This is a genomic window from Duncaniella sp. (genome assembly GCF_029054785.1).
Classification (GTDB): Bacteria; Bacteroidota; Bacteroidia; order Bacteroidales; family Muribaculaceae; genus Duncaniella.
The window spans coordinates 1-21,759 of the sequence record NZ_JAIDEN010000054.1 but is presented as its reverse complement, the minus strand read 5'-3'; the positions used below and the strand labels follow the sequence as shown (position 1 = coordinate 21,759).

Sequence of the window (21,759 nt, the reverse complement as noted above, 5' to 3'; positions counted from 1 at the left end):
CCGTAGGGGAGGAGGGCGTTGGAATAGGTGGAGGCGTATGACAGGTCTGCCAGATCATCGGAGAGGAATCCGCTGCCGGTGAGATAGCTGTTGGTCGCTTTGTCGCGCTTCACTTCCCAGCCGAGGTTGAGGGTGAACATCGTGCCTTCCTTGTCGAAATTGTGGATCCAGTTGCCGACGATCTTGCCGCTCCAGTTGTCGGTTCCGAGGTTGCCGAGCTGATAGGAGCCTTTCTGTTCGAGCGGTGCGCTGGCGAAGGAGTTTGAATCAGGCGACACGAAGACATCGCTTGTGCCTTTTGACGTGGAGTAGGTGCCCTGGGCAGTCACATAGAGGTTCGGCTTGAAGTTGTAGCGTACGTCAAGCGAGACATTCTGTGTGCGGGTCTGGGTTTTGCTGAAACTGCTGAGAGAGGCTTCGTAGAGCGGGTTGCTCTTGTTGTATGACAGCATTTTGTTGAGATTGCCGCGTTCGTCATAGGGAGAGTCGTAAGGGTTGGCGGCAATATAGTCGGTAAACGAACCGTATTTCGAGTTGTTGGTCTGCAAGCTGGTGTGCTCGGCACGCAGAGTCACCACGAGCTTGTCCTGAACGCGGTAGCTCAGGTAGACGTTCATGCCGTAACGGTTGCGTCCGTCGTCCTTCATCACGCCGTTGATGCTCTGGTAGTCGGCCGTGATGTTGTAGTCGAGGCTCGATCCGCGGCCTGAGACAGAGAGCGAATGGGTGTGTGAGAAACTGTTGCGGACTGGCTTTGAGATCCAGTCGATGTTGCGTCCGCCGCTGATGAGGGCGAGTTTGTTGTAGTATTCCTGATCAAGCGAACCGTCGGTCATGTCATAGAGTCCGGCCAGGCGTTCGAGTTCCAGCTTCTGGCCTGCGTTGCAGAGATCATAGCTGCTCAGGTCGGCGAAGCTCATCTGGGGGGTGAATGTGTAGCGGACGCGGACCGGAGCCTGGGTAACGCGCTTGCGTTCGATGATGATCACGCCGTTGGCGGCGTTTTCACCGTAGAGCGCTGTGGCCGATGCGTCTTTGAGGATGTCGACACGCTCGATGTCCTGGATGTTCATGTCATACAGGGCCTGGAGGGTGCTCTCGACACCGTCGATGACGATCAGCGGCGAGTTCAGTCCGACCTCGTTGTTAGTGGCGAGCGATGTGGTGCTTCGGATGACAAGGTCCGGAATGTTGTTGGGGTTTGAACCCATCGCGTTGTTCTGTGTGATGTTCAGACCGGCGTCAAGGGTGCTGATGGCCTGAAGAATATTGGTCGGAGACACGCTCAGAAGTTCCTCGCCCGAAAGGCTCTTTGCCGCACCGGTATAGGTGTTGCGCTTACGGGTGAAGTAGCCGTTGACCACTACTTCTTCCATAGTCTCGGCCTCTTCGACCAGGACCACTTCCATGCTCTTGCCGAAGACAGGAGCGAGTTCCTGGGGCGCATAGCCGATGTAGGAGAAGCGGAGTTTTGCTCCGGAGGGGACGTTGACGGTGAATTCGCCGTCCAGATTGGTCGATGTGCCGGTCACGATTTTGCCGCCTTTCATTACAGCGACGGTGACTCCCGGCATTGGAAGGTGTTCGACATCGTCAAGAACGACACCATTGACCGTACCGGCATTTTGAGCTGATGTTGTTCCGGATAGGACAAGGACGCAGACAAGCCATAAAGCCAATGTCCCGATCTTCCGTGTGAATCCGGATGAAAAAGGATTTACTAAATTCATTGCTCTGGTTAAAATATATGAAATGATTGGATATTGTATCAAAAAGTTACTATTTTGCCCGCTTTGGTGGCTGATTTGGTCATAATAATTAGCCACCAAAGATATGTATTTTATTTTTAAGTAGCAAAATGCCAAATGTGGCAAAAATTGATGCTGTTAAAGGTGAAAGATTGTTTAACAGTGTTAATGGTGTGGTATATAGCCGGATAGGTCTCTGATGCGGACTGTGTGTGTTTAATAAACATTAACCATTGTTATTTTTGAAAACATTGGATATTGTCATTTGTTGTAAGTATATGATATCTCATTTGTTCCATCAGAATTCCGCAGCTGTGTCGCGTCGAAAACTCCTCCGGTTTCTATATTGGCGGCGGCAGCATGTGTCGGACACGGCATTCCTGTTCATCGTCGCTGCGCTGACCGGGCTTGCGGCGGGTTTCGGCGCATTTGTGCTCAAGCGTCTTGTCGCGTTTGTCTCGCGTTTTCTTACTGCCGGACTTCATGCCGGGTCGGCCAACCTGTCACTGCTTATTATTCCTTTGGCCGGAATCCTTCTGACGGGAATTTTCTGCCGCTATGTCTTGAAAATGAGGCTTGCCCACGGAGTCAGGCAGCTGATGGGAGATCTTTCAAAGAAAATGTACAGGCTTCGGGCTTCCCTGACGGTAAGTCCAATTCTTGCGAGCACGATCACTCTCGGTTTCGGCGGCTCTGCCGGATCCGAGGGACCTATCGCCTATGCCGGTGCGGCTATCGGGAGCAACATCGGGCGTCTATGCCGCTTTTCGCCACGGATGATGATGATAATCGTCGGTTGTGGAGCAGGGGCCGGGATCGCAGGAATATTCAAATCGCCACTCGGCGGAGTGCTTTTCACGCTTGAAGTGTTGCGCATGCCTTTGACAACTGTTTCGGTGCTCGTGCTTGTGGTTGCGGCTGTCACCGCCGCTATGACAGCGTATCTACTTTCCGGCTGCTCTCTTGACATCCCCTTTGACCAGAGTGTTGGGTTTGATCCGTCGCTGTTGCCGTTTGTCATTCTGCTCGGACTGTTCTGTGGGGTCTATTCGCTGTATTACAGCTATATAATGAAGACTGTCGGACGGTGGCTCGGTTGTCTGTCGGAACCGTGGATCAGAAATCTGGCCGCCGGAGGGTTGCTGGCTGTAATGATTTTTCTGTTTCCTCTGCTCTATGGAGAGGGCTACGGCACTGTCGGCAAGGTGATCAACGGTGATTTTTCGACACTGCTTTCCGATAGCCTTTTTGCAGGTCACTCAAGTGTGTGGACCCTGATTCTGGTTTCAGGAGGCGTTTTGATTGTAAAATGTTTTGCCACGTCAGTCACCAACAATGGCGGCGGAGTCAGCGGAGATTTCGCCCCGACGCTTTTTGCCGGCTGCATTGCAGGATTCTTTTTTGCCTCGCTGCTCAACCAGCTTTTCGGGCTGCACTTGCCGCAGGCCCATTTCGCCTACTTTGCGATGGCAGGAGTGATGGCCGGGGCGATCAGGGCACCTCTCATGGCCATCTTTCTGACCTGTGAGATGGGGGCGGCCTATGCGTTTTTCCTTCCTCTTGTGCTGACGGCGGCTGTCTCGTTCGGAATTGTCAGGCTATTTACTGCCGACAGCTATTTTTCCCGCCGTCAGGACCGCAACAACGGCCTGATGCTACGGATAAAGAAACTTCGGAAAAAATCAGAATGAAAAAATACAAGGGTTAATTAATGTAAAAATATGGCTTGGGGTTGATTAGCACCCCGATTCTGCGTAATTTTGCAAGAATTTTAACATTATCACACATAAAACCATGTTGGATTTTATTGTCTGGAATGCTGATCCGATGCTTTTCCATATCGGCAGTTTCGGCATCCGTTGGTATAGTCTGGCTTTCATGATCGGATTCCTTGTGGGATATGAGATCGAAGCCCGCATTTACAAACACGAGGGAGCGCCTGAAAAATGGCTCAGCCTTCTCCTGCTCTGGACCATTGCCGGAACCATCATCGGTGCCCGGCTCGGCCACGTATTCTTTTATCAGTGGGATCTTTACAGCCAGAATCCGATCAGCATCCTGTATGTCTGGGAGGGAGGCCTTGCAAGTCATGGCGGCACCATCGGTATTGTCCTCTGTGTCATCATGTATTCGATCTTCACAACAAAACGCAATCCGCTGTGGGCCTTTGACCGTCTGGTCATACCGGTAGCGCTTGTCGGCGGGTTGATCCGTCTCGGCAATCTGATGAATTCAGAGATTTTCGGTGATGCCACAGATCTTCCCTGGGGATTCATGTTCGTGCGTTCGATGGAATGGCATCAGCTTTATTACGGGCAGGCCTGTCATCCGACCCAGATCTACGAGGCATTGTGCTATTTCGCCCTTTTCGGACTGCTGATGTGGATGTACTGGAAAAAGAATGCCGAAGAGCGTCCTGGACTGATTTTCGGTGTCTTCTTCATCGGCATCTTCCTCCCGCGTTTTCTCATCGAGTTCATTAAAAATCCTCAGGTCGAATTCGAAGAGACAATGGTTCTTAACATGGGTCAGTTGCTGAGCATTCCCTTCATCCTGCTGGGTGTCGGCCTGATCATCTATGCCATGATGCGTCCGCGTCTGCATCTGACTTTCCCAAACCGTTTTGCCGACGCAGACGAGACTGAGGCCTCAAAAAAACGCCGCTGAACACCTCTCGGTTAGGGAAAAATCACTAATTTTGCACTTCATTAAACCGATCTGACACAATGATAGATAAGATAAACCAGCTAAAAGCTGAAATCGAGGCTCTTGAAGCCAAGACTCCCCAGGATGTCGAAGCCCTTCGCATCAAGTATCTCAGCAAGAAAGGCGCTGTTTCGGAACTCATGGCGGATTTCCGCACCGTTCCCGCAGAACAGAAGAGAGAACTTGGCCAGAAACTCAATGAGCTGAAGACTCTTGCCACTGACCGTCTCAATGCCCTTCGCGAGGCTCTGGAGACTGCCGACAACACAGCGGCTGACATTGACCTTTTCCGTACAGCCGCTCCTATGCCGCTCGGCACACGCCATCCGCTTTCGCTGGTGAGAAACGAGATCATCTCGATCTTCTCCCGCCTTGGATTCACCATTGCCGAAGGTCCTGAGATCGAGGATGACTGGCATGTCTTCTCTTCGCTCAACTTTGCCGAAGACCATCCGGCACGCGACATGCAGGACACATTCTTCATCCAGCGCAATCCCGACGTGCTCCTGCGCACCCACACATCTTCGGTCCAGAGCCGCGTGATGGAGAAGACTCAGCCGCCGATCCGCATCATCTGCCCCGGACGCGTCTACCGCAACGAGGCTATCTCGGCCCGTGCGCACTGCTTCTTCCATCAGGTCGAGGCTCTCTACGTAGACAAGAACGTATCTTTTGCCGACCTGCGTCAGACACTTCTCTATTTCGCCCGCGAGATGTTCGGACCTGAGACCAAGATCCGCCTGCGTCCGAGCTACTTCCCCTTCACCGAACCTTCGGCAGAGATGGATATTTCCTGCAATCTCTGCGGCGGAAAGGGTTGCTCGTTCTGCAAACACACCGGCTGGGTAGAGATTCTCGGCTGCGGTATGGTCGATCCGAATGTCCTTGAGGCCTGCGGCATTGATTCGAAAGTCTATTCAGGTTTCGCACTCGGAATGGGCGTCGAGCGTATCACCAACCTGAAATATCAGGTCAAGGACCTGCGTATGTTCTCGGAAAATGACGTCCGTTTCCTCGAACAGTTCCAGGCTGCTCACTGATGACCGTAAAGGACCGTTATTCCAAAGTGCTTGAACTCTTTGCCTCGGCGATGCCTGTCGCCGAGACAGAGTTGCATTATGACAATCCTTATCAGCTGCTTGTGGCCGTGATTCTTTCGGCCCAGTGTACTGACAAGCGGGTCAACATGATCACCCCCGCGCTTTTCGAGGCCTATCCGACCCCGCAGGCAATGGCCGCGGCATCGCAGGAAGAGATTTTCGAATACATCCGTTCCTGTTCCTATCCCAACAACAAGAGCCGTTCGCTCAGCGGCATGGCCCGCAAGCTGGTAGAGGATTTCGGAGGCGAGGTGCCGTCGGATCTTGATGCTCTCACGAGCCTGCCGGGTGTTGGCCGCAAGACTGCCAATGTCATTCTGTCGGTCATCTTCGACCGTCCGACAATGGCGGTGGATACCCATGTGTTCAGGGTGAGCGAGCGCATAGGTCTGACTACCGGAAGCAAGACTCCTCTGGCCACGGAAAAGGCTCTTGTCAAATATATTCCCGAAGAGCTGATCCCGAAGGCTCATCACTGGCTGATTCTTCACGGACGCTACGTCTGCAAAGCGCGCCGTCCGGATTGCCTGAACTGTTTCCTGACCTCTGTCTGTCGCTTTTATTCAAAAAACAGCTGACAATAAGCAGGTGTTGCAAAACCTATTATAATTTACCACAGTATGGATGCGATTATCGCGTCCATATTGTTGATACCGAGTTTTGAAACATCGCCTCTAAATATCGTCTAAACACCCTCTAAATGGTTGAGTCGACATTCATCTTTATCATTGAGATCCTCGGCACCCTGGCTTTCGGAGTCAGCGGCGTGCGTCTTGCTGCAAAAAAACATTTTGACTGGTTCGGAGCCTATACGCTCGGTGTGATCACCGCAATCGGCGGAGGAACTGTCCGCGACGTGCTTCTTGACATACCGGTCTTCTGGATGCAGACATGGCTCTATCTTGCCGTCACAGGTGTGTCTTTTCTGATTGTACTGGCTTTTACAAAGGTACTTACATCTGATTCGAAATCGCTGTTCATGTTCGATGCTGTCGGTCTGACGCTTTTCGTGATCACCGGTATTCAGAAAACTCTTGCCATCGGCTATCCGATGTGGGTGGCTATCATCATGGGTATGATCACCGGGTCGTTCGGCAGTATTCTGCGTGATGTGCTGCTCAATGAGGAGCCTCTGTTTTTCCGTAAGGACATCTACGCTACGGCCTGCCTTGCCGGCGGAGCCTTGTATTGGGTCACAGCCTTGTGTGGTGGTCCTGTGTGGCTTCAGCAGGCTGTGTGTGTGATTGCCATCCTTGTTTTGCGCTGGGGAGCCTTGCGCTACGGATGGCATCTTCCCGAAATGAAAGAGCGTACAAAATGAAATCACCTCACCTGCATCGCAGCGATGCAACCCAATTCTGCAAATATCTTTTGGTAGGGGGCGGCAATACGCTGCTCACCCTTGCTGTCATCGTCGGGCTCAAGTCCGGACTCGGTGTCAATCCCTGGATTGCCAATGTTGCCGGTTACGTGGCCGGAATGGTCAATTCTTTTGTGTGGAACAAGCTGTGGGTGTTTCATTCCCGCAATCGTCGCATTCAAGGGGAGGCCCTGCGTTTTCTGGTGGGTTTCGGCCTATGTTTTGCCGTGCAGTTTGCAGTGACATGGGGCGTAACCGAAGTGCTTGGACAGGCCGAATGGCAGCTGCCCGGCGGTTTTGTAATGAGTGCCTACGGTCTTGCTACACTTGTCGGGATGGGCGTCTATACAATCTGCAACTTCCTTTATAACCGCCTTGTCACTTTCCACAGCTGAAAAAATAGGATCCGGTCCGACAATAATGAATGTGCCCCCGAAAAGTTAGATACAAAACTTTTCGGGGGTACATTTGTTAAATGCTGCTGACGTGTCTTACACAGCAAAACCGCAGCTCATCAATCTGGACGAGCTGCGGTTTTGCTGTGTGATATTGTTTATGATCGAAAAACGTGCGGATGGCTTTGTTTATTCTGCGGCTTCTTCGGCTTCGGCTTTGGCTGCGCTTTCGGGCTTGAGCCATTTGTCGAACCAGCGGAAGAAGAGGCGCTGCCAGAGGATGGCGTTCTGGGGTTTCAGGATCCAGTGGTTTTCGTCGGGGAAGATGAGCATTTCAGCTGGGATGCCGCGGAGCTTGGCGGCGTTGAATGCCATCTCGCCCTGTGAAGAAAGGATGCGGTAGTCGAGTTCGCCATGGGTGATCATGATCGGGGTGTCCCATTTGCTGACAAAGCGGTGGGGCGACATTGCGAATGTGCGTTGTGCGGTTGCATTGTCTTTCTGCCAGAATGCACCGTAGTCATAGGCAGTTGCTGTGTCTTCAGGACCGTTTTTGGCGCCGTCGCCCATGTCCCAGTTGGCAAACCACATTTCTTCGGTTTCGAGATACTGGGCCTCCATGTTGAAGATTCCGGCGTGGGCAAGGAACGCTGCGAAGCGCTTTTCGTGGTTGCCTGCAAGCCAGTAGGTCGAGAAACCGCCGTAGCTTGCACCGGTGCAGCCGATGCGCGATTCGTCAACGAAGGGGCGCTGCTTCATGAAGTCGACAGCGGCGAGGTAGTCACGCATGTTCTGACCGGGATAGTCGCCGGAGATCTGGGCGTTCCATTCGGTGCCGAAGCCGGGGAGACCGCGGCGGTTGGGGGCGATGACTATGTAGCCGTTGGCTGCCATGAGCGCGAGATTCCAGCGGAAACTCCAGAACTGGCTGACAGCCTGCTGCGGACCGCCCTGGCAGTAGAGAAGTGCTGGATAGGTCTTGGTGCTGTCGAAATCCTGAGGATATACGGCCCAGACAAGCATTTCTTTGCCGTCGGTGGTCGGTACCATGTTGCGTTCGACGCGGGGCATCTTCAGCGATGCGAGCAGTTCGGTGTTGACGTTGGAGATCTGCTTCACTTCTCCGCCTTTGACGGCGCAGACTTCATTGGGAGCGAGCATCGAGTGGCGCAGTGTGATGAGTGTCTCTTCATCGACAGGTGCAAGTGCGGCGTAGTCACACTCGCCGTCGGCAACGACTGTGATCTCTTTGCTTGCGATGTCGATCGAGAAGACGGGGATGTCGCCGTTCTTGGGAGCAAGGAAGTAGAGTGATTTGCCGTTGGGATTCCACGCTATGGCATCAGCTGTGTAGTCCCAGTCAGCGGTGAGGTCGGTCTTCTCACCGGTAGTGGTGTCGAGCAGGAAGATGCGGTTCTTGTCTGATTCGTAACCGTCATGTTCCATCGAGAGCCATGCCACGTATTTGCCGTCAGGTGAATAGGCGGGAGCCGTGTCGTAGCCCATCATGCCTTCGGTGAGATTGCGGGTGCTCTTGTCGTCAAGCGAATAGAGATAGAGGTCGGAGTTGGTGGAGACTGCATAGTCGACGCCTGTCTTCTTGCGTGAGACATAGATGATCGACTTGCTGTCCGGAGACCAAGCGAAAGATTCTGAGCCTCCGAAGGGGCGCATGGGGGCCTCATACATCGGCTCATCTGACATGATGTCGGCGAGGTTGCTGACCTCGTTGCCGTCAAAGTCGCCGATGAAGGGATGGGGGATCTCGGTCATCCACTGGTCCCAGTGCTTGTACATGAGGTCATCGATGACACGGCCTGTGGCCTGCGGAAGGTCTTCGTAGAGATCTTTGGCCTCGCGCATGAATTTGATGGGCGAGATGATCATGACTTTCTTTTCGTCAGGAGAGAAAAGGAAGCCTTCGACGCCCTTTTCGAGCTTGGTCACCTGCTTGCGGCCGCTGCCGTCGGCATTCATGACAAACAGCTGAGGCACACCGTCGACTCCATAGGTGAAGGCGATCTGCTTTCCGTCGTTGATCCAGACGAAGTTGCCTTCCGAACCGGCGGTGCGGGTGATGCGCTGGAGGTCAGAGCCGTCGGGGTTCATGACATAGAGATCGGCGTTGCTGCGGTTCTGCTCCACGCTCTCGTAAGAGATGCCGAAGAGAACCTTCTGAGTGGCGGGAGAAACCTGAACGGCAGAGACACGTCCGAGGGCTTCGAGAGCGTCGATGTCAAAAATGCCGGTCTCGCTCTTGAAGTCGGGTTTGTCAATGATTTCGGCTTCTTTTTCGCCTGATCCTGCGCATGCTGTAAGAGTGAGTGCGGTTGCAGCCATGGCGAGAATATTTTTCATAAGTCTGCGGGCTAATGAATTGTTGGAGATTTAAAAACTGAGGGGAGACCTTATTTAATAAGGTATTGTGAAGAGATTGACTCGTGAGTGTGCACTCGACGGATTGTGTCGGCGAAGAGACGGGCCACGGAAAGGATTGTGGCTTTCTTGCAGCTCTTGTTGAACGGGATCGAGTTGGTGAACATCATCTCGGTCAGCGAGCAGTTGTCGACGCGTTCCGATGCGGGGTCCGACATGATTGCGTGTGAACAGAGGGCGCGGACCGAGCGGGCGCCGTTGGACATCATCAGGTCAGCGGCTTTCGTGATGGTGCCGGCTGTGTCCACCATGTCGTCGATCAGGATGACATCTTTGTCTTTGACATCGCCGATGACGGTCATCTGAGCCACGACGTTGGCTTTGGCGCGCTGCTTGTGGCAGAGGACCAGAGGCACGTTGAGATATTTCGCATAGCTGTTGGCTCTCTTTGCGCCGCCGACGTCAGGCGAGGCGATCACTAAGTTTTCAAGTTTCAGCGACTGGATGTAGGGGATGAAGACCGATGACGCATAGAGGTGGTCAACGGGGATGTCGAAGAATCCCTGGATCTGGTCGGCATGGAGGTCCATGGTGATGACGCGGTCGACTCCGGCTGTTGTCAGAAGGTCGGCGACGAGTTTGGCGGCGATTGACACACGCGGCTTGTCCTTGCGGTCCTGACGAGCCCATCCGAAGTAGGGCATTACGGCGATGATCGAGGCTGCCGAAGCACGCTTGGCGGCGTCAATCATGAGCAGGAGTTCCATGAGGTTGTCTGTGTTGGGGAATGTGGACTGTACGAGATAGACCTCGCAGCCACGGATGGATTCCTCGAAAGAAACCTCAAATTCGCCGTCGGCGAAATACTGGATGTTCATCTTGCCGAGTTCGCAGCCTAAATCGCGGCAGATTTCCTCAGCCATGTAGTGAGACTTTGTCCCTGAAAAAACTTTGATTGGTGGAAGGGAATCAATCATGGTTTATGTGATAATGATGAGTTTGGGTGCAAAATTACAAAAATTCCCTCGGCCATAGTGTTAAAATGCGAGGGAATTTTTTGTTAGGTGGCTATACTTTAAAAGAAGCAGAGGATAAGTGCCTGGGCGGCTACCACTCGGAGGAACATGGTCAGCGGGTAGACTGTCGAGTAGGCTACCGCCGGTGCGTCGCTGCCGGTGGAGTTGTTGGCATAGGCAAGTGCTGGAGGATCGGTGCATCCGCCTGAGACAAGGCCCATGATGGTGAGATAGTTGATCTTGTAGACGCCGCGGGCGATGATGCCGACGATAAGAAGCGGTACGAAGGTGATGATGAAGCCCCAGATCACCCACCACATGCCGGTGGTGTTGAAGACTGTCTCGGCGAAACCACGGCCCGACGAGATGCCTACGGAGGCAAGGAAGAGGCAGATGCCGAGTTCGCGCATGAGCAGTGACGCCGACGATGATGTGTAGGTGACGAGCTTGAACTTGTAGCCGAAGCGGCTGAGCAGGATGGCGACAACGAGAGGTCCGCCTGCCAGTCCGAGTTTCATGCCGAAGCCGACGTTGATCGAGCCGACGATGATACCGAACAGGATGCCTACGAAGATGGTGATCAGGTTCGGCTGGTTGAGACGTTTCATCGAGTTGCCCAGGCGCACAGCGAGACGTTCGATGTCGTTGAGGTCGCCTACAACCACGAGTCTGTCGCCCATTTGCAGGCGCAGGTTGGGAGAGGCGAGCAGATCGACACCGGCGCGGTTGACGCGGGTGCAGTTGAGGCTGTAAGCCGTGTGCAGGCGCAGGTCGCCGAGGGGCACTCCGTTGTATTTGCTTTGTGTGACAACGATGCGGCGTGAGTAGACCTGACTCTGGACTTCTTCCCAGTCCATTTCGATTTCGTGGCCGATTACGCCTTTGAATTTCATTTCATCGGCAGGTCCGATGACAACGAAGATCTTGTCGCCGACATGGAGCTCGGTTTTTGAGGTTGGAATGATGACTTTTCCGTCGGCGCCCATGAGACGCGAAACCACGAAGTCGCAGTCGAGGATCTGATGGAGCTCATAGAGGGTTTTGCCGTCGATGAGTTTGTTGGTCCCTTCGAAAGAGAGAATGAGCGGTTTCTGCTGGCTTCCTTCGATTTCGTCCTCGATAGCCTTGATCTCGTCTTCGGTGCGGATTTTGAAAATGGCTTTCACGATGAGCATCGAGAGGATGATGCCGATGACGCCAAGAGGGTAGGCGGCGGCATAGCCCATTGCCATGATGTTGATCGCTTCGGTTGTACCGGCTGTCTGCTGTGCGGCTGCGAGACCGGGGGTGTTGGTCACGGCTCCTGACATGACGCCCACGAGGGCTTCGATGCCTGTGTTGCCGTCAATGTAGAAGATTGTAAGTACGATCGCTACGTTGAGCGCTATGATCAGTACGGCAAGTGCGTTGAGCAGTACTCCGCCTTTCTTGAATGACGAGAAGAAGCCGGGGCCTACCTGGATGCCGATTGCGAAGATGAAAAGAATCAGGCCGAATTCTCGGACAAATTTTAACACCTCCGGATTTACGATGTAGCCGAAGTGACCCATTAGGATGCCGACAAACAGCACGAAAGTCACCCCAAGCGAAATTCCTCCGATTTTTAACTTTCCGAGGAAGATGCCGGCCGCTATGACAAACGAGTAGAGCACGAGTGTACTCGCAAGCTCAGTGTGTCCCGGACCGATCAGATCAATTAACCATTCCATTTGATAGAGATACGTCAGAAATTGTTATAGGGGATTTATATTCAATCTTTTTTACTTGAACCATATTGTCCCGAAAACGGCGGAATGACCGTTTTGAACCCCTTGCAGGATAATTTGAGACGGATATGTGAATTTGAGAGTGCAAAGGTACAACTATTTTCGCGTTTTTTAACAATAAGGGCGGCTGAATTTTGGTGCGCTATGCAATATTTTTTATCAGTATTTTAGTCTGTTGAGTGGCTGACCGCAGCTTTTTGACTTGCTTCGAGTTCTTTTTGGGCTACGGTCTTGCTGAACGAGCGGTAAAGCAGCACGGAGGCTACGAGCAGAGCCAATGAAAAACTGTAATAGACGCCGACGTTTTTAAGCTCGAATCCCTTGGCAAGCAGGAGCAGGAATGGTATGCCTACTATTATATAGCTCATGATCGAGATCCACAGGAGCGGCTTGACGTTAGAGGTGCCGCGCAGTGCGTTGGCATAGGTCAGCTGCACGGCATCGCCGTACTGGTAGAGGATCAGCGGAGCGATGAGCAGGAGCGCTGCGGCGGTGACGTCCGGGTCCGGAGTGAAGACCTGGATCAGATTTGATCCTCCGAGGAGGAAGATTGCTGATGCGATTGTGCTCAGCAGGAGGTTGAGATGGAGTCCGGCAGATGTGATGCGGCGCACTCCGACGGTGTCACGCAGTCCGGTATAGTTGGCGACACGGATTGATGTGGCCACTCCGAAGCTCATGTAGGTCATGAAGCCGAGCTGGGCGATGGTGTTGACAACCTGATAGGAAGCAAGCTGTATTTTGCCGAACCATCCGGAAACGATCGCGCCGAATGACCAGAGGAAACACTCGACTCCGCTCTGGATCATCACGGGGTAGGAGGTGGTCCAGACGTGTTTTCTGATGGCGGCGGTGTCTTCGCTTTCTGTCCGGAGTCCTTTTTTATAGATGCGGTAGCGTTTTGAGGTGAAGAGTACGGTGAGAATGCCGGCCATTGCCATGCAGCGGGCAGTCAGTGTGCTCAGTCCGGCTCCGGCAAGTCCGAGTTCCGGACAGCCGAATTTTCCACCGATGAGCAGATAGTTGCCTGCGATGTTTATGACGTTTGCGCCGAGGATCATCCACATAGGAGTTGCCGTGTCGGTGGTTCCGTTGGCAGTCTGCTGACAGCAGTTGAATATCGCCATCGGCAGAAGGGTGGCGAGTATGATCAGATAGTATTGACGGATGAGTGGAAGAAGTTCTTCCGGCTGCCCGAAGCGGTCAAGGAAGAAGTAGAGGCTTCCCATAATGGCCGTGAAGCCAATGGAAACAAGAGCGTTGATCTGCAAGCCTGCGCGTAAAGTCGCGCCTACGCGGTCGTGTTGTTTCCGGCTGTACAGGGCGCCGATTATCGGTGTCATTCCGGATGCGAAGCCAAGCTGCATCACGATGGCTATCATGAAGAGGCTGTTGACGAAGGCCGCGGCAGCAAGTTCTTCGGTGCCATAAGCGCCGACCATCATGGTGTCGGCAAAACTGACCACGATGATTCCGACCTGAGTGATCAGAACCGGCATGCCTAATCTCCAAAGGCTTTTGTATTCGTTTTTATAGGCTTTCCAGAAACCGGCTTTTCCGGTCAAAGAGCTTGTGTTCATAGATGCTGTTGCTTGCGATTGTGATTTCAGACTGCAAAGGTAGCTATTATAAATGATATAAAGACAAACCGCAAGACAGTGTGATCTGCTTGCGGTTTGTTTTCGGTTGACTTATGTCTGTTCCGTCTGTGAAGTGGTGACGGAAGTCGGTTTTGTCTTAGGCTTCCTGAGCGATGGCCTTGAATTCGTCGAGGCTGACAGTCTTTTTGTCGAGGCTGACAGCATTTTCGATGGCTTCGTAGAGCTTGGAAGTGAGCACTTGCTGGATGAGCTGCTGACGGATTTCAGACTTTTCAAGCTGCTCTTTGGCGTAGCGGGTGATGATCTCGTCGTCGATTCCGGCCATGCCATACTGTGCGAACTGACGGGCAGTGAGGAATTTGGCTGTCTGGAGTACTTCATCTTCCTCAACCTTGATCTCAAGGGCCTTGAGGAGGTTGTTTTCGATGATTTCGTGCTTGATGCCGTTTTCCTGAGCCTTGAAAGCTTCGTCGGCGTTTTCAGCATCGGCAAAGAAGAGCTTCTTGATGGTTTCTGCGGGGAGTGTCATTGACTCGCCGTATTTTTCCATCATGGCTTTGTCGAACTGGTTGCGGAAAAGGATGTGGCTGTTCTGGCTGAGTTCGCCGGCGATCATTTCCTTGATGGCAGCGCGATATTCTTCTTCGTTGTGGACTTTGTCTTCGCCGAACACCATCTTGTAGTATTCTTCGCCGAGTTCTGCGGGAACGCTGACAATGATTTCGGAGATTGTCATCTCGAAGTCGCTCTTGATGTCGCCTGCGATGGCTTTGTCAACGTGGAGCATTGAAGCGAGTTCGCCTGCGTCGCCACCGGCTGCTTTGTTGGGGTTGAAGACAACCTTGTCACCGGGCTTCTTGCCTGCGAACTTGGCTGCTTCGTCCTTGTCCTTGAAGTAGAGGGGGAAGACGATTCCGTCGGTCACCTGGATGGCGCCTTCGTTCTGGTTGACAGTGCCGTCTTCGTTGAGCTGCATGAGAGTGCCTTTGACAACACCGTCTTCAGTCATTTCCTGGCCGGGTTCCTGCTTGCCGAAGCGCTTGCGGAGGTTCTTGTCCTGCTCGTCGATCATTTCTTCGGTTACTTCGATCTCATAGTAGGGATAGTGGTCTTCGCTGCTGGGCTTGATGTCAAGCTGGGGAATCAGAGCCAGATCATATTTGAATTCCTGATCGCCGTCCTCGAAGGCTTCTTTAACTTCTACGGGAACGGGATGGCCCATAACGGGAAGATTGTTTTCAGTGATATAGTCGACAACTGCACGGTAAACTGTGTCATTGATGACATCGCTGGTCATCTGTTTGCCGAAGCGGCGTTTGAGTTCGCCGAAAGGCACGTGGCCTTTGCGGAAACCGGGGAGTACGTGGGTGCGGCCGATTTCTTTCAGCTTTTTGGTGACCTCGTCCTTATAGTCGTTTTCTTCGATCGCCACGGTAAGACGAATGTCTACGGGTGAAATCTCTTCCTTGGTAATGTTCATCTTTTATTTGTTTGTTTTATTGGTATTTACATTTTGTAGGCCGATCTTACGGTGTCAGCCGGCTCCGGGCGGATACCTGTGTGGCCTAATCAGCGTGCAAAATTAACAAAAAAATCCCAAAACGCAAAACTTTACAGGACAGCTCTTTTGCACGGCGATTTTGTTTGCTTGCGCCGGTAGTTGTCCGGCGTCGGATGGCCTGCCTTCGGGAGCCGGAGGCAGATTGGGTGCTATGATGTTCAGCGGAATTATTGCAGCATGGGGTCAAACTCGTCGGCCGGAATCTGTTCAGGGGCTTTCAGCGCGTGGATGATGTTTTTCAGATGCTCGATGTAGCCGGTGAGCAGGGCTGCGGTCGATGCCGGTGTCAGGCGGAAGAGTGTCGCCATGTCGGATGTGTTGTGGTTTTTGTGGAAGCTGCGAACGGTGTTGAGGATGTCTTTGGCTTCGTCAAGGGCTTCCTGGCGGCGACCGGTGCGCACCAGACTCATCAGGTAGGGGAAGGAGATGGCCGGGATGTATGGCCATTTGGTTTTAAGGAATTTGTTGTGGTAGACTCTGATGACGTCGTCGAAGCGCAAGGCGAAATAGCTGATTTCGATCAGAAAGGGGATTTCCTCTTCGAAGCCTTTCATTTCGTCGTAGGTGAGACAGACCACGGCGGCTGATGCGAACTGTCCGTGGACCACGTGGTTGCGGGCCCACTCAACGGCGTCTTTCTCGCTGAGAAGATCGGAGGCGATCAGGCTGCGCACGTAGGGGGCGGCTTTATCGCGGTCGAGAACGAGCAGGACGTCGATTGCAAGACGTGAGTCGAGATGGCGTTCGATGTATTTTGACAGCATTTCAACCGCTTCCTGCTGGCGGTCGGTCTCCATGAGCGCGGCGGCGAGGGTTGAGACATCGGTGTCTTCCGCCTCGTTGGATTCGACGATTCGGCGGTAGATGCCAACCACTGTCTCCGGGTCGCGTTCGAGCCGGTAGAGGGAGGCGCCTTTGATGCGCAGACCCATCATTGAGTCGGGGTCGATGGCAAGGGCATATTCTGCGGATGAGAGTGAGCCTTCATAGTCGTCGCTGTTGATCTGGACTGTGGCCAGCCTGAGCCAGAAGTCGAGGTTGAACGGCTCGAACATGGTCAGCTCTTCGAACAGACGTGCTGCTGTCGGCAGGTCGTTGTTCTCTTCCAGATGGTCGGCGAATTCGTAGAGGAAGGTCTGGGGGTAGGAGCATTTCGACTGGATGCGGTCTTTGTTCTGGAGAAGCCATTTTTCAAGACGGAGCTCCATCGCATAGTCCGTGAACTGGATGATGCCTTCGTCGTCGAAATCTTCTGTCTCTTCGAGAATCCCGTCAAGGGCTTTGATGACTTCCTCGTCGCTGAGTTCGAGACCGGCGTTTCGGGCGCGCAGGTCGAGGAGTTTGTTGAGGACCCCGGCGCTGCCGACGCGTTTGTTGAGTTCGGAGGTTGTCTCGACATCGCCGAAGGAGTAGTAGAGCCAGGCGCGGCGTGTGGCCAGAGCTTCGCTCTTCGGATAGTGGATGGCGCCGTAGAGGAGCACTTCCATTTTGACTATGTAGTTGTCGTAGTCAGAGGCATAGTCAAAGATTTCGATGAGGTCGTTCTCGTCGAAAAAGGCTTCGGTGTTGCCGCGTTTGACTACTTCCGATTCAAACTCTTCGTAGAGGTCCCGGCGGTCGTTGGGTTCGTCCATTCGGTCAGTTGTGGGGTTAGTGGCGTGACGTGTCCGGTCTAAAGACCCGGAGGGCGTTTAAACAACCTTTTTAATATCAGTCATTAAACGCCCTCCGGAAAAATGCGTTCCGGAATGTTTGTTGATTATTTCTGGGCTTTTTCCCAGCTGTCTTTGAGTGCGATGGTGCGGTTGAAGATGAGATTTCCGTCTGTCGAGTCGGGGTCAAGGGTGAAGTAGCCGATGCGCTGGAACTGCAAGGGGACGCCGGGAGCGGCGATCTTGGCCAGATATGGTTCTACCTTGATGTTTTCAACCACTTTGAGCGAGTCGGGGTTGAGCATTTCGCGGAAGTCGCGTTCGGTTTCTGCCGCGGGGTTCTCGACGTTGAACAGGCGGTCATAGAGGCGGGCTGTGGCGTTGACGGCATGTGAGGCGGACACCCAATGGAGTGTGCCTTTGACCTTGCGCTGGCTGCCGGGAAGGCCGCTGCGGGTGTCGGGATCGTAGGTGCAGTAGATTTCCTCGATGTTTCCGTCGGCGTCTTTCTTCACGCCTGTACATTTAATTATATATGCGCCTTTGAGGCGGACTTCGCCGTCAGGGGCGAGTCGGAAGAATTTTTTCGGCGGATTTTCCATGAAGTCGTCGCGCTCGATGTAGATTTCGCGGCTGAACGGCATTTCGTGGGTGCCTGCGCCCGGTTCTTCGGGGTTGTTTTCCATCTCGACGGTCTCAACCTGGCCTTCGGGGTAGTTTGTGATCACGACCTTGACGGGGTTGACCACGGCCATGCCGCGTGTAGCTACTTTGTTGAGGTCGTCACGGACGGCGTGTTCAAGCAGCGAGATGCTGTTGAGGGCTTCATATTTGGTGTAGCCGATGGTGTCGATGAAGTTGCGGACGGAGCGGGGGGTGAAGCCGCGGCGGCGCAGGCCGGAGATTGTCGGCATGCGGGGATCGTCCCAGCCGGCTACGAGGCCTTCCTGCACGAGCTGGAGGAGTTTGCGCTTGGACATCACGGTATAGGTGAGGTTCAGGCGGTTGAATTCGATCTGACGGGGGCAGTAGCTTTCGTCGGCGAGTTCTTTGACGAAGTATTCGTAGAGCGGACGGTGGACCACGAATTCAAGTGTGCAGATTGAGTGGGTCACTCCCTCGAAGTAGTCGCTCTGGCCGTGGGCGAAGTCATACATGGGGTAGACTTTCCAGGTTGTGCCTGTGCGGTGGTGGGGAGTCTTGATGATGCGGTACATGATCGGGTCGCGGAAGTGCATGTTGGGGCTTGCCATGTCGATCTTCGCGCGGAGCACACGTGCGCCTTCTTCGAATTCTCCCTGGTTCATGCGCAGGAAGAGGTCGAGATTCTCCTCTACCGAACGGTTGCGGTAGGGGCTTTCGGTTCCCGGCTGTGTCGGGGTGCCTTTCTGGGCGGCGATTTCTTCAGAGGTCTGGTCGTCGACATAGGCTTTGCCTTCCTTGATGAGGCGGACGGCAAGGTCGAAGAGCTGGGGGAAGTAGTCGGAGGCGTAATATTCGCGGTCGCTCCAGTCGAATCCGAGCCAGTGGATGTCCTCACGGATGGAGTCAACATATTCCACATCTTCTTTGACGGGGTTGGTGTCGTCAAAGCGCAGGTTGCATGTGCCTCCGAATTTTTCGGCGATTCCGAAGTCCATGCAGATCGCTTTGGCATGGCCGATGTGGAGGTAGCCGTTGGGTTCCGGCGGGAAGCGGGTGTTAAGGCGACCGCCGTTTTTGCCGGCCTGAAGATCTTCGAGCACGAGCTGCTCTACAAAATTGAGTCCCTTGGATTCCTGTGGTGTGGATTGGGTGTTATTTTCCATTGTGCGGGCTATATTGTGAGTTTTTTATCTATATCAAAATGCAAAGTTAGTCAGAATTTTTGGAACTACATAAAATTTTCTTGCTCATGCCGTGGCGATGACCTTGACAGCAGATCGGATTTTTGTCCGGGTCACTGCGCAGCCGGGCTTTGAGAACAAGGAGACGAGGAGGATTGCAAGGGCTTGTAGACTTGTCATCGGAGATGACTATTTGGATATTGTACAGTCAAGAAATCCGAAGACTTCCGTCGAGACTTCACCCAGAATGCCGGCGGTTGAGTTTACGCCACACTGGACTTTGATGAAATCAATATATTTCAGCGAGACCGGACGGCGGCTTGCCGACATGGCATTTTCGATTTTGAAATAGTTGTAGTTCATCTCGGCGTTCGGATTTTCCGAGTCGCTGAGGCGGTCGCTACCCATGTTGTCGGCATAGCCCCAGTCAAAAGGATCGTTAGACCATTCGTGGGTGAAGGTTGTCCTGGCTTCGAGCCGTGTGCCTGCAAGGTTGTAGCTGTCGGAGTTGAGCCATGAGGGCCATGAAGGATGGATGGTGAGAGTTCCGGTGTTGTTTCGGCTGTCGGCCCACAGGATGGGGGAGCCTGCGGTGGCCGGGCGGTAGTAGGTGACGGAGTAGTTGTAGATCGTTTCCGCTTTGTCGGCTTCGCTGCCCCGGAGTTCATACCAGGTGTCATCGGGCAGACCGTTGCCGTTTTCGTCCTGCATCACCCATACGATTCCGGGTTCGTTGCTTGTGCGGAAGGAGTTGCCGCCGATGGCGAAGTCATAGTCTCCTTCGATGTTCTTTACGCTGTGGTCAAAGCCGACAATGATGTAGCCACCGAATGCGCCTAAGGAGACATCCTGGCCTGCTGAAAGGCGTCGCTCGGCTTCCCGGCAGGCGTCACTCATGGATGTGGCGCTGATCTGATGAACAAACTGACCTGGGGCTGGGGTGAATTCGAAGACTCTGACACGATCGCCGGAGCTTTCAGCTGTGGCCGGGCGGTAGCGGTCGTCCTCAGTGGCGGAGAGACATTCGACTGTTATCGAGGCCGAGCAGCTGAGATCGTCGGATGAGACTTTCACGCTGACAACCGATCGGCCTGCCGAGGCAGGGGTATATTCGAAAACAGCGGCCTTTTCATCCGGCATCACTTGGCCGTCTACGCTCCACTCGTAGCGGACATCTCCATTCGCATTGGCTACGATCGGGGCCAGGCATACAGGACGTCCGCTCAGGACTTGGATCTCGGATTGCCGGAAGCTGACCGACAGTTGCGGTTGGCTGACGACTTCGATTTTCATCTCAGCAGATCCGTTTCCGTCCTCATTGCTGACGGTAAGTTGCAGCGTATGGCTTCCCTCTGTTTCGGCTTTGAAGATGAAAAATTCATCATTTCCGGCAGGAGATCCGTCGAGCAGCCATTGGTAAGTGGCGTTGGCATCGCCGCCGGTATTGACAGCCGGGACAATTTTGAGCTCTTGGCCGACGGTTGTCTGCATCTCGGTCGGCAAAGTGACCGTCGGTACCACTTTTTCAAGCACGTCGATGCGTATCTCTTCACGTGCCGATCCATTGTCGGCATCGACACAGAAAGTAAAATAGAAAACACCTTCTGAGTCGGATGAAAACTGGAGAGTCAGGCTGTTGGCTGAAGTCTTGCCCTCATCGTCAATCCACTTGTAGCGCGGGTTGACGGCATTTTTAACCGTGGGAGTGATTGAAATCGACTTCCCGGTTTTTAGCTCATAGACACCGGTCTGATTGTCGAAACTGACGGTGATCGGATCCTGCTGTGGAGCAGTCAGATCATTGTCGGTATTGCAGCTCCAGAGACAGCACAGGCCCAGGAGATATAAGAATAAAAGGATGTTCTGTTTCATAAGAATTGAAAATCACACACTCCTTGCAAGAGGATTTGTGTATGTCTGATTGGAAATATCGTCAAAAATACGAAAAAACGCTGACAGAATATATATATTGTAAGGCAAAAACGCATAGTCACATCCTTTGGATAGGTGTAAATTGCAATTTACAGGCAGAAAAATGAAGAAAAACAATAAAAATCGAAGAAAAAGCATCAAGAAATGAAGAAAAATTTGGAAGAGTCGAAAAAGATGCTTACCTTTGTCCCCCGAAAAGAAAGCCCAGGTGGCGGAATGGTAGACGCGCTCGTTTCAGGTGCGAGTGCTGCGAGGCGTGCAGGTTCGAGTCCTGTTCTGGGCACCCCAAGAAATCGCAAGTGATTAATCCCCAATCACTTGCGATTTTCAGTTTTCCCCCGTGTCAACGCGGCGTCAACCAACCTCCGCGCGCCCCCCGATTTCAACCTAAATCAATCAGGCCAGCGCAACCAGACTAAATCAAACTTAAAACATTTAACATTTATTATCAATCATAATATGCAAGTCACCCAAGATGAAATTATATATTCCATAAAGGAAGATGGTTCTGCATGGATATGGGGAATATGGCCGAATGAAGATGGAATTATATCCGTCCCAGAAATAATCTGCAAGGATGGAGTTGATTACGGGTCAAGCCGTAATTCCAGTGCATGTGTTAAATCCAGCCCAATAGAATGTTAAATTTTAGGCGTATAGTTTGACGAGTCGGAAGATGAAGAAATCACGGTCGCGTACACCACGCAATTGAGCTCTGAA

15 protein-coding genes and 1 tRNA gene are annotated in these 21,759 nt (G+C 53.0%); 7 read left to right on the top strand and 9 right to left on the bottom strand.

Going from position 1 to position 21,759, the window contains the following annotated elements; translation table 11 throughout:
- A partial coding sequence (locus tag K2H17_RS03650) for a carboxypeptidase-like regulatory domain-containing protein (RefSeq protein WP_300131547.1) occupies positions 1 to 1,730 on the bottom strand: 1,730 nt, incomplete at its 3' end.
- A 296-nt stretch (positions 1,731 to 2,026) separates the two neighbouring features.
- Here K2H17_RS03650 and K2H17_RS03645 point away from each other — a divergent pair.
- The 6 genes from K2H17_RS03645 (at position 2,027) to K2H17_RS03620 (ending at position 7,309) form a co-directional block, all read left to right on the top strand.
- Positions 2,027 to 3,439, top strand: a complete 1,413-nt coding sequence (locus K2H17_RS03645; RefSeq protein WP_300131545.1) for a chloride channel protein — start codon at positions 2,027 to 2,029, stop codon at positions 3,437 to 3,439.
- Positions 3,440 to 3,542: 103 nt separating this feature from the next.
- Entirely contained in the window at positions 3,543 to 4,415 is an 873-nt protein-coding gene (gene lgt, locus K2H17_RS03640; protein ID WP_300131540.1) for a prolipoprotein diacylglyceryl transferase, read from the top strand.
- A gap of 59 nt (positions 4,416 to 4,474) precedes the next feature.
- Positions 4,475 to 5,494 carry a phenylalanine--tRNA ligase subunit alpha gene (gene pheS / locus K2H17_RS03635; RefSeq protein ID WP_300131537.1) on the top strand — a complete coding sequence of 340 codons (1,020 nt, stop codon included), beginning with the start codon at positions 4,475 to 4,477 and terminating at the stop codon, positions 5,492 to 5,494.
- On the top strand, positions 5,494 to 6,132 hold the full coding sequence (gene nth, locus K2H17_RS03630) for an endonuclease III (protein ID WP_300131535.1): 639 nt from the start codon (positions 5,494 to 5,496) through the stop codon (positions 6,130 to 6,132). The genes pheS and nth overlap by 1 nt, the downstream gene beginning before the upstream one ends.
- Before the next feature lie 122 nt (positions 6,133 to 6,254).
- A complete protein-coding gene (locus tag K2H17_RS03625) occupies positions 6,255 to 6,875 on the top strand; it encodes a trimeric intracellular cation channel family protein (protein ID WP_300131533.1) in 621 nt (206 codons plus the stop codon).
- Positions 6,872 to 7,309 (top strand): GtrA family protein, encoded by a 438-nt coding sequence (locus tag K2H17_RS03620; RefSeq protein ID WP_300131531.1) that lies wholly within the window; start codon positions 6,872 to 6,874, stop codon positions 7,307 to 7,309. Before K2H17_RS03625 ends, K2H17_RS03620 begins: the two co-directional genes overlap by 4 nt.
- Before the next feature lie 189 nt (positions 7,310 to 7,498).
- Here the strand turns inward: K2H17_RS03620 and K2H17_RS03615 are convergent, their stop codons facing one another.
- The 8 genes from K2H17_RS03615 to K2H17_RS03580 form a co-directional block, all read right to left on the bottom strand.
- The gene (locus K2H17_RS03615) at positions 7,499 to 9,667 is read right to left on the bottom strand and encodes a S9 family peptidase (RefSeq protein WP_300131530.1); all 2,169 of its coding nucleotides are present in this window, start codon (positions 9,665 to 9,667) and stop codon (positions 7,499 to 7,501) included.
- Between the two features lie 50 nt (positions 9,668 to 9,717).
- On the bottom strand, positions 9,718 to 10,662 hold the full coding sequence (locus tag K2H17_RS03610) for a ribose-phosphate pyrophosphokinase (RefSeq protein ID WP_300131527.1): 945 nt from the start codon (positions 10,660 to 10,662) through the stop codon (positions 9,718 to 9,720).
- A gap of 98 nt (positions 10,663 to 10,760) precedes the next feature.
- A complete protein-coding gene (locus tag K2H17_RS03605; RefSeq protein ID WP_300131524.1) occupies positions 10,761 to 12,410 on the bottom strand; it encodes a putative transporter in 1,650 nt (549 codons plus the stop codon).
- 224 nt (positions 12,411 to 12,634) lie between these two features.
- Positions 12,635 to 14,047, bottom strand: a complete 1,413-nt coding sequence (locus K2H17_RS03600; RefSeq protein WP_300131521.1) for an MATE family efflux transporter — start codon at positions 14,045 to 14,047, stop codon at positions 12,635 to 12,637.
- A 157-nt stretch (positions 14,048 to 14,204) separates the two neighbouring features.
- Positions 14,205 to 15,548 carry a trigger factor gene (locus K2H17_RS03595; RefSeq protein ID WP_300131518.1) on the bottom strand — a complete coding sequence of 448 codons (1,344 nt, stop codon included), beginning with the start codon at positions 15,546 to 15,548 and terminating at the stop codon, positions 14,205 to 14,207.
- 248 nt (positions 15,549 to 15,796) lie between these two features.
- Positions 15,797 to 17,263: a hypothetical protein gene (locus tag K2H17_RS03590; RefSeq protein ID WP_300131515.1), complete on the bottom strand. Its 1,467-nt coding sequence runs from the start codon at positions 17,261 to 17,263 to the stop codon at positions 15,797 to 15,799.
- A gap of 125 nt (positions 17,264 to 17,388) precedes the next feature.
- On the bottom strand, positions 17,389 to 19,089 hold the full coding sequence (locus K2H17_RS03585) for a glutamine--tRNA ligase/YqeY domain fusion protein (RefSeq protein ID WP_300131513.1): 1,701 nt from the start codon (positions 19,087 to 19,089) through the stop codon (positions 17,389 to 17,391).
- A gap of 207 nt (positions 19,090 to 19,296) precedes the next feature.
- Positions 19,297 to 20,979: a PKD-like domain-containing protein gene (locus K2H17_RS03580; protein WP_300131511.1), complete on the bottom strand. Its 1,683-nt coding sequence runs from the start codon at positions 20,977 to 20,979 to the stop codon at positions 19,297 to 19,299.
- Between the two features lie 262 nt (positions 20,980 to 21,241).
- Here K2H17_RS03580 and K2H17_RS03575 point away from each other — a divergent pair.
- Positions 21,242 to 21,322, top strand: a tRNA-Leu gene (locus K2H17_RS03575).
- The last annotated feature ends 437 nt before the right edge of the window (positions 21,323 to 21,759 follow it).

Coding starts and splice junctions, on each gene's coding strand:
- K2H17_RS03620 (WP_300131531.1), top strand. CDS start 6,872: ATGAAATCACCTCACCTGCATCGCAGCGATGCAACCCAATTCTGCAAA.
- nth (WP_300131535.1), top strand. CDS start 5,494: ATGACCGTAAAGGACCGTTATTCCAAAGTGCTTGAACTCTTTGCCTCG.
- K2H17_RS03580 (WP_300131511.1), bottom strand. CDS start 20,979: ATGAAACAGAACATCCTTTTATTCTTATATCTCCTGGGCCTGTGCTGT.
- K2H17_RS03615 (WP_300131530.1), bottom strand. CDS start 9,667: ATGAAAAATATTCTCGCCATGGCTGCAACCGCACTCACTCTTACAGCA.
- K2H17_RS03585 (WP_300131513.1), bottom strand. CDS start 19,089: ATGGAAAATAACACCCAATCCACACCACAGGAATCCAAGGGACTCAAT.
- K2H17_RS03610 (WP_300131527.1), bottom strand. CDS start 10,662: ATGATTGATTCCCTTCCACCAATCAAAGTTTTTTCAGGGACAAAGTCT.
- pheS (WP_300131537.1), top strand. CDS start 4,475: ATGATAGATAAGATAAACCAGCTAAAAGCTGAAATCGAGGCTCTTGAA.
- K2H17_RS03605 (WP_300131524.1), bottom strand. CDS start 12,410: ATGGAATGGTTAATTGATCTGATCGGTCCGGGACACACTGAGCTTGCG.
- K2H17_RS03645 (WP_300131545.1), top strand. CDS start 2,027: ATGATATCTCATTTGTTCCATCAGAATTCCGCAGCTGTGTCGCGTCGA.
- K2H17_RS03625 (WP_300131533.1), top strand. CDS start 6,255: ATGGTTGAGTCGACATTCATCTTTATCATTGAGATCCTCGGCACCCTG.
- K2H17_RS03595 (WP_300131518.1), bottom strand. CDS start 15,548: ATGAACATTACCAAGGAAGAGATTTCACCCGTAGACATTCGTCTTACC.
- K2H17_RS03590 (WP_300131515.1), bottom strand. CDS start 17,263: ATGGACGAACCCAACGACCGCCGGGACCTCTACGAAGAGTTTGAATCG.
- K2H17_RS03600 (WP_300131521.1), bottom strand. CDS start 14,047: ATGAACACAAGCTCTTTGACCGGAAAAGCCGGTTTCTGGAAAGCCTAT.
- lgt (WP_300131540.1), top strand. CDS start 3,543: ATGTTGGATTTTATTGTCTGGAATGCTGATCCGATGCTTTTCCATATC.